This is a genomic window from Micromonospora sp. D75, assembly GCF_018070405.1.
Classification (GTDB): domain Bacteria; phylum Actinomycetota; class Actinomycetes; order Mycobacteriales; family Micromonosporaceae; genus Micromonospora; species Micromonospora chalcea.
Genome location: NZ_JAGPXV010000299.1, coordinates 1 through 7119 on the forward strand (window position 1 = coordinate 1; position 7119 = coordinate 7119).

Sequence of the window (7119 nt, forward strand, 5' to 3'; positions counted from 1 at the left end):
GTTCCCGCGGGTGCGTGAGGTGGGGGAGGGGTTGTGAGCGCGGCGGAGATCATCGCGAGGCTGGCGGCGGCGGCGCAGAAGCTGGACGAGGCCAAGGCGCGCACGGCTGCCGCGGCACAGGACGCGGCGGAGGCGCGGGCGCTGGTGGCGGGCGCGCTGGAGGGGGCGACGGCCGGGCCGCTGATCGGCGTCATCGACTCCTACCGGCAGGCGCTGGCGCAGGCCGCGCAGGGCGGGGAGCCGGCCCGGCAGCACGTCCAGGAGACCATCGCGAAGGTCCAGGCGCTGGGCAACTGAGCCCGGCCCGGCTTGCCGGTTTGCGCGGTGGGCGCGACAAGTGGTTACCGCCGCGTAACTTTTCATTGACGTGTGTGAAATCGGACACGCATCATCGTGTCCACGATCGATCGGATCCCACCCGTCCCCTCCCGGTCCGCCCGGGTGCCTCCCCCTCGGAGGTGCAGCCCATGCTGCTCCGAACGATCCTGGCCGCCACCACCGCCGCCACCGTCCTGCTCGTCCCGGCCGCCGCCCAGGCGGCCGCCGCCGAACCCGCCGCCCCGTCGAACACGGCCACCGTCACCACCGCCGCGCAACGGGCCGCCGCCGCGGCCGCCGACCCGGTGATCGTGGTCGGCGGCCTCAGTGGAATCTCCATCGCGTACGAGCCGATCGCCGCCCGGCTGCGCGCCGACGGCTACCGGGTCTCGATCTTCCAGTTGCCGAACCTCGGTCTCGGCGACATCCGCGAGTCCGCCCGTGCGCTCTCGACCTACGTGGACCAGGTCCGCGCCGCCACCGGAGCGGCCCGGGTCGACCTGGTCGGCCACTCCGAGGGCGGCCTGGTCAGCCGCTGGTACGTCAAGTACCTCGGCGGCGCCGCCACCGTCGACCAGTACGTCAGCCTCGGCAGCCCGCAGTACGGCACGTACGTCGCCAACCTGGTCGCGTTCCTCGGGCTGGGCAGCTGCGCCGGGGTGATCGCCTGTCAGCAGATGTCGATCGGGTCGAGCTTCCTGGCCGACCTCAACGCCGGTGACGACACGCCCGGGCCGGTTCGCTGGGCCACCGTGCGCACCTGGCAGGACGAGCTGGTCCGGCCGGTCGACAACGCGCTGCTCGCCGACGGCGCCACGAACGTCCTGGTGCAGGCGTGGTGCCCGCTGCGGGTCGTCGGCCACCTCGGGCTGGTGCTGGACGGCACCACGTACACGGTGGTGCGCCAGGTGCTCGCCGGCGCCCCGGTCCGGCCGAACTGTTTCGCGGTCTGACACCGGTGCCCGGGCCCGCCGTCGCGCGGGCCCGGGCGCTGTCAGCTCCCGTCCCGCCCGCGGATGACGTCCGCGGCCCGCCAGGCCAGCGCGCTCACCGGGGCGCTGGTCCAGCCCGCCACCATCACCGGCAGCACCGACGCGTCGACCACCCGCAGCCCGTCCACGCCGCGTACCCGCAGCTGCGGGTCGACCACGTGGTCGTCGCCGTCGCCCATCGCGCAGGTGCCGATGGCGTGGTAACCGCAGTAGCCGCGTGCCACCGCCGCCTCGACGATCTCGGCGTCGGTGCGGACCGCCGGGCCGGGCACCGTCTCGGCCCGGATCCGCTTCGCGATCGGCCCGGTGGCGAAGAACTCCCGCATCCGGCGGAACAGGTCCGCCGCCACCCGCCGGTCGTGGTCGGTGGTGAGGTAGTTCGCCACGACAGCCGGCGGCGTACGCGGGTCCGCGTCGGTGATCGCCAGGCTGCCCTCGCTGTCCGGCCGGGTCACCGTGCCCAGGCACATCACGCCCGGTTCCCGTTCCAGTTCGAGGGCCTTGCCGGGCCGGGGCGGGGCGGCCGAGAACGGCGCCATCAGCAGGTGCGCGTCCGGGCGGTCCAGGTCCGGCCGGGACTTGACGTGGGCCGCCACGTCCAGCACCGGCAGGGCGAGCGGGCCGCCCCCGGTGAGCAGCCAGCGCAGCGTGGCCCGGGCCTGCCCGAGCGGGCTGCCGATGGTCATGTTGTGGCCGCCGGGCTCGGCGAGGCGGTACTGCAGCACCATCGACCGGTGCTCGCGCAGCCCCGCGCCGACCCGGGGCCGGTCGAGCAGCACCGGCACGCCCGCGGCGCGCAGCGTGTCCGCCGGCCCGATGCCGGAGACCTGCAACAGGTGCGGGGTGGCCAGGGCGCCCGCGGCGAGGATCACCTCCCCGGCCGCCCGGCGCTCGACCTCCCGGCCGCCGTGCGCCACCCGTACGCCGACCGCCCGGCCGCCCTCGACCAGCACCCGCAGCACGACGGCGCCGACCTCGACGGTCAGGTTGGGCCGGCGCCGCACCGGGTGCAGGAACGCGTTCGCGGCGCTGACCCGCCGTCCGCCGTGGATGGTGGCGGTGGGGTAGCCGATCCGCTCGTCGTCGTCGGCGTCCAGGTCGTCGGCCCGGCGCCAGCCCAGCTCGGCGCCGGTGGCCACCATCTCCTCGGCGAGCGGGTCGGTGCCGGTGGCGATGGACAGCCGCACCGGCCCGCCCGCGCCCCGGTGCGGCGCGGGGCCCAGCGGGTGGTCCTCCAGCCGCGTGAACACCTGCCGCATGGCCGACCAGCCCCAGCCCAGCGGGTCGAGGGCGTCCCAGTCGCGGGCCGCGCCGCGGCTCCAGATCATGCCGTTCACCGACGTCGAGCCGCCGATCATCCGGCCGCGCTGCCAGATCTCCTGGCGGCCCGGCCCGGTGGTGGCCGGGTAGTGCCAGGCGGTGCGCTCGTCGTCCATCAGCCGGGAGAACGCCTTCGGCACGCGCACGTACGGGCTGCGGTCCCAGCCGCCCGCCTCCAGCAGCAGCACCCGCGTTCCCGGATCCTCGGTTAGCCGGTTGGCCAGCACGCACCCCGCCGCGCCGGCCCCCACGATGACATAGTCGAACTCCTCCACAGCGGACCCCCACTCGTGAGAATCCTTCTGACGGTAGTTGCTCGATCACGTTCCGCGAAAGGGCTGGACGGCGGCCGACTCAGGCCGCCTTGGCCAGCGCCTCGAACTCGTCGTCGGTCAGTTCCACCTCGGCCGCCGCCACGTTCTCCTCCAGGTGCGCCACCGACGACGTACCGGGGATCGGCAGCATCACCGGCGAGCGGCGCAGCAGCCAGGCCAGCGCGAGCTGCGCCGGAGTGGCGCCGTGTGAGGTCGAGATCGCGTCCAGCGGGCCGCCGGGGCGGGCCAGGTTGCCGGTGGCGATCGGGAACCACGGGATGAACGCCAGGTCGTGCCGCTCGCAGTGCGCCAGCACGTCCTCGGCGCCGCGGTCGGCCAGGTTGTAGAGGTTCTGCACGGACACGATCGGGACGATCTCCCGGGCCGCCTCGATCTGCTCGACGCTGACCTGCGACAGCCCGATGTGCCGGACCTTGCCCTCCTGCCGCAGCAGCGCCAGCTCGCCGAGCTGGTCGGCCAGCGGCACCTTCGCGTCGATGCGGTGCAGCTGGTAGAGCGGGATGCAGTCCAGGCCCAGGTGGCGCAGGCTCAGCTCGCACTGCTGGCGCAGATACTCCGGGCGGCCCACCGGCCGCCAGTCGTCCGGACCGGAGCGGGTCAGTCCGGCCTTCGTCGCGATGACCAGGTCGTCGGCGTACGGGTGCAGCGCCTCGCGGATCAGCAGCTCACTGACGAACGGCCCGTACGAGTCGGCGGTGTCGATGAACGTGACGCCCAGCTCGTACGCGCGGCGCAGCACCCGTACCGCCTCGGCCGGGTCCTTCGGGTCGCCCCACACGCCGGGGCCGGTGAGCTGCATCGCCCCGTAGCCGAGGCGGTCGACCCGCAGGTCACCACCGATCCGGTAGCTGCCCGACGCCTTGGCGGGCTGGGTGCTGGTGGCCATCGCGGTCCTCCTGTGCTCGTACGCGGTCGCGGGCGGCGCGCGCCCCGACCCCTGGACATTCCCCGAATCGTGGCGGCGAAGCACCGGTAGTTGCGGCGAGCGGCCCCGGCGCACCGGACCGCCGTGCGAGGCTGGGCGCAACGGTGGTCAGCAGGAGGTGCGCATGAGCACGACGCCACGGCTCGACTTCGCGCTGGACACGTACGAGTGCATCGTGCTCTACCCGGGGCCGTCCGGCCGGGCCCTGCCGGAGGAGACCGTGCAACGGCTGCAGGCCGAGCATCTGCAGCACATGCGGGCGCTGCAACGGCGCGGCATCGTGCTCGTCGACGGCTCGGTGGACGGCCCGGCCCGGGAACCGGATCCGCCGATCGGCTTCGGCCTGGCCCGCACCGGCTCGGTGGACGACGTGCGCAGCGTCATGGAGGCCGACCCGGCGGTACAGGCCGGGCTCTACCGGGTCGAGGTGCTGACCTTCCTCTGCCCGGCCGGCTCGCTGGAGTTCCCGCTGGTCAAGACGGAGAGCTGACGGCCGGCGCGGTCTCGTCGCCGTTCTCGGCGATCGCGCTGCACCACTTCCACGGCGCCGCGAGCCGGGTCCCGCTGGAGCGGACCGCGTCCGGGCTGCGCGCCGACCACCTGCTCGCCGAGATCATCGCGGCCTGGCCGCCCGGCGGCTGCCCGAACCTGCCCCCGGCCGGTCCGGCGGGGCCGCGCCACGGCGAGGGCGGACGGCATCCACGGGAGCACCCGGCCGGCACGTGACGGCGAGGGGTACCATTTCCGCCGCGCGGTCGCCGATGCCCGCCACACACGACGTTCCGGTGCGGTACGCCAACCGCCCGCCCGCGCGGTACACGCGCGTCGTTGGACAACTGTTCCGCTGTCCGCAAGGGGTCGGCCGGGAGGCCGATCCGGAGGAGAGACTAGCCTGATGGGCGTGACACGCCGCGCGAAGATCGTCTGTACTCTCGGCCCCGCCACCTCGTCCCCGGAGCGTATCCGAGGGCTCGTCGAGGCGGGCATGAACGTGGCGAGGCTCAACTTCAGCCACGGCAGTCACGCCGACCACGAATCGGTCTACCGGCTGGTCCGGGAGGCCGCCGAGGCGTCCGGCAAGCCGGTCGCGGTGCTGGCCGACCTCCAGGGGCCCAAGATCCGGCTGGGCCGGTTCGCCGACGGCCCGCACGAGTGGCGCACCGGCGACTCGGTCGTGATCACCGGTGACGACGTCGTCGGCTCGAAGGAGCGCGTCTCCTGCACCTACCGCAAGCTGCCGCAGGAGGTGAAGCCGGGCGACCGGCTGCTGATCGACGACGGCCGCGTCGCGGTCGAGGTCAGCGACGTCACCGGTAACGACATCCGGTGCCTGGTCACCGAGGGCGGCCCGGTCTCCAACAACAAGGGCGTCTCGCTGCCGAACGTGGCGGTCAGCGTCCCGGCCCTGTCCGACAAGGACGCGGAGGACCTGCGCTTCGCCCTCGGCCTCGGTGTCGACCTGGTCGCGCTCTCGTTCGTCCGCTCACCCGAGGACATCAAGCTCGTCCACTCGATTATGGACGAGGAGGGCGTGCGCCGCCCGGTCCTGGCCAAGGTCGAGAAGCCCGAGGCGGTCGACCACCTCGAGGCGATCGTGCTGGCCTTCGACGGCGTCATGGTCGCCCGCGGCGACCTCGGCGTCGAGCTGCCGCTGGACCAGGTGCCGCTCGTGCAGAAGCGCGCCGTGCAGCTCTGCCGGGAGAACGCCAAGCCGGTCATCGTGGCCACCCAGATGCTCGACTCGATGATCGAGAACTCCCGCCCGACCCGCGCCGAGGCCTCCGACGTGGCCAACGCGGTGCTCGACGGCGCGGACGCGGTGATGCTCTCCGGCGAGACGAGCGTCGGCAAGTACCCGGTGCTCACCGTCAGCACCATGGCCAAGATCGTCACCACCACCGAGGCCGGCTCGATCGCCGTCCCCCGGTTGCAGCACGACCCGCGTACGCACGGCGGCGCGCTCACCGTGGCCGCCTCCTCCATCGCCCGGGCCATCGGCGCCAAGGCCATGGTGGCGTTCTCGCAGACCGGCGACACCGTCAAGCGGCTCGCCCGGCTGCACTGCGACCTGCCGCTGCTGGCCTTCACGCCGGTGCCGGAGGTGCGCAACCAGCTCGCGCTCTCCTGGGGCGTGGAGACGTTCCTGATGCCGTTCGTCCAGCACACCGACGACATGTTCCGCCAGGTCGACCAGGCGCTGCTCGGCCTCAACCGGGCCAACCCGGGCGACTACGTGGTGATCGTGGCGGGCAGCCCGCCCGGCACCCCCGGCTCCACCAACACGCTGCGCGTGCACCAGCTGGGTTCGCTCGTGGACGCGGCCTCGGCGCGAGCGCTCCAGTGAGTGCTGCGGCGACCGGGCAGGCGGCGGTCGACCAGCTGCTGGAGGTGCTCGACCTAAACCGTACCGGGGAGATGACCTTCCGGGGGATGAGCCCGCCGGTGGGCCCGCAGCGGGTCTACGGCGGGCAGGTCGCCGGCCAGGCCCTGGTCGCCGCCGGCCGCACCGTCGACGCGGAGCGGGCCGTGCACTCCCTGCACGGCTACTTCGTGCGCCCCGGTGACCCGGCCGAGCCGATCGAGTACCAGGTGGAGAACGTCCGCGACGGCCGGTCCTTCTCGGTGCGCCGGTCGGTGGCGTTGCAGCACGACAAGCCGATCTTCTTCATGTCGGCGTCGTTCCAGCGACAGGACGAGGGGCTGGACCACCACGCCCCGGTGCCGCCGGACGTGCCCGGCCCGGACGACGTGCCGACCATGACCGACAGGCTCTCCCGCTACCCGGAGCGGCTCGGCATCTGGGGGATGATCCCGCGCCCGATCGACGTGCGCTACGTCGGCGAGCCGGGCTGGGTACGCCCCGGCGACCGCCCGGCCGAACCGCACCAGCGGGTGTGGATGCGGCTGGACGGCAAGCTGCCGGACGATCCGCTGCTGCACGCGTGCGCGCTGACGTACGCCTCCGATCTGACGCTGCTGGACTCGGTGCTGTCGGTGCACGGCGAGGTGTGGGGCCCGGGCGGCGTGGTCGGCGCGAGCCTCGACCACGCGCTGTGGTTCCACAGGTCGTTCCGCGCCGACGAGTGGTTCCTGTACGACTGCTGGAGCCCGTCCGCGTCGGGCGGCCGTGGCCTGGCCACCCGCCGCATGTTCACCGCCGACGGGCGGCACAACCCCCCCGCCCTGCAGGAGGGACAGCGGCGCCGCGGCGGCGGCTGAGCGGCGGGTG

7 protein-coding genes are annotated in these 7119 nt (G+C 73.8%); 5 read left to right on the forward strand and 2 right to left on the reverse strand.

Going from position 1 to position 7119, the window contains the following annotated elements; all coding sequences use genetic code 11:
• Positions 1-33 precede the first annotated feature (33 nt).
• Together KBX39_RS18290 and KBX39_RS18295 are read left to right on the forward strand one after the other, a co-directional pair.
• Complete coding sequence (locus tag KBX39_RS18290; protein WP_013287536.1) at positions 34-297, forward strand: DUF6244 family protein; 264 nt, start codon at positions 34-36, stop codon at positions 295-297.
• Between the two features lie 170 nt (positions 298-467).
• Positions 468-1271 (forward strand): alpha/beta fold hydrolase, encoded by an 804-nt coding sequence (locus tag KBX39_RS18295; RefSeq protein ID WP_064445267.1) that lies wholly within the window; start codon positions 468-470, stop codon positions 1269-1271.
• A gap of 41 nt (positions 1272-1312) precedes the next feature.
• Here the strand turns inward: KBX39_RS18295 and KBX39_RS34080 are convergent, their stop codons facing one another.
• Together KBX39_RS34080 and KBX39_RS18305 are read right to left on the reverse strand one after the other, a co-directional pair.
• On the reverse strand, positions 1313-2905 hold the full coding sequence (locus KBX39_RS34080; RefSeq protein WP_210871673.1) for a GMC family oxidoreductase N-terminal domain-containing protein: 1593 nt from the start codon (positions 2903-2905) through the stop codon (positions 1313-1315).
• Positions 2906-2984: 79 nt separating this feature from the next.
• Positions 2985-3851, reverse strand: coding sequence for an aldo/keto reductase (locus KBX39_RS18305; RefSeq protein WP_209962652.1), 867 nt, complete (start codon positions 3849-3851; stop codon positions 2985-2987).
• A gap of 163 nt (positions 3852-4014) precedes the next feature.
• Between KBX39_RS18305 and KBX39_RS18310 the strand changes: the two genes are divergently transcribed.
• From KBX39_RS18310 to KBX39_RS18320, 3 genes are all read left to right on the forward strand, one after another.
• Entirely contained in the window at positions 4015-4380 is a 366-nt protein-coding gene (locus KBX39_RS18310) for a YciI family protein (RefSeq protein WP_210871675.1), read from the forward strand.
• Between the two features lie 405 nt (positions 4381-4785).
• On the forward strand, positions 4786-6234 hold the full coding sequence (pyk, locus tag KBX39_RS18315) for a pyruvate kinase (RefSeq protein WP_043329559.1): 1449 nt from the start codon (positions 4786-4788) through the stop codon (positions 6232-6234).
• Complete coding sequence (locus KBX39_RS18320) at positions 6231-7109, forward strand: acyl-CoA thioesterase II (RefSeq protein ID WP_210871677.1); 879 nt, start codon at positions 6231-6233, stop codon at positions 7107-7109. The genes pyk and KBX39_RS18320 overlap by 4 nt, the downstream gene beginning before the upstream one ends.
• Positions 7110-7119: the final 10 nt, after the last annotated feature.

What these genes read in the sequence shown, in the direction of transcription:
- KBX39_RS18295 (WP_064445267.1), top strand. Translation starts at nt 468, where the DNA reads ATGCTGCTCCGAACGATCCTGGCCGCCACCACCGCCGCCACCGTCCTG.
- KBX39_RS18305 (WP_209962652.1), bottom strand. Translation starts at nt 3,851, where the DNA reads ATGGCCACCAGCACCCAGCCCGCCAAGGCGTCGGGCAGCTACCGGATC.
- KBX39_RS18310 (WP_210871675.1), top strand. Translation starts at nt 4,015, where the DNA reads ATGAGCACGACGCCACGGCTCGACTTCGCGCTGGACACGTACGAGTGC.
- pyk (WP_043329559.1), top strand. Translation starts at nt 4,786, where the DNA reads ATGGGCGTGACACGCCGCGCGAAGATCGTCTGTACTCTCGGCCCCGCC.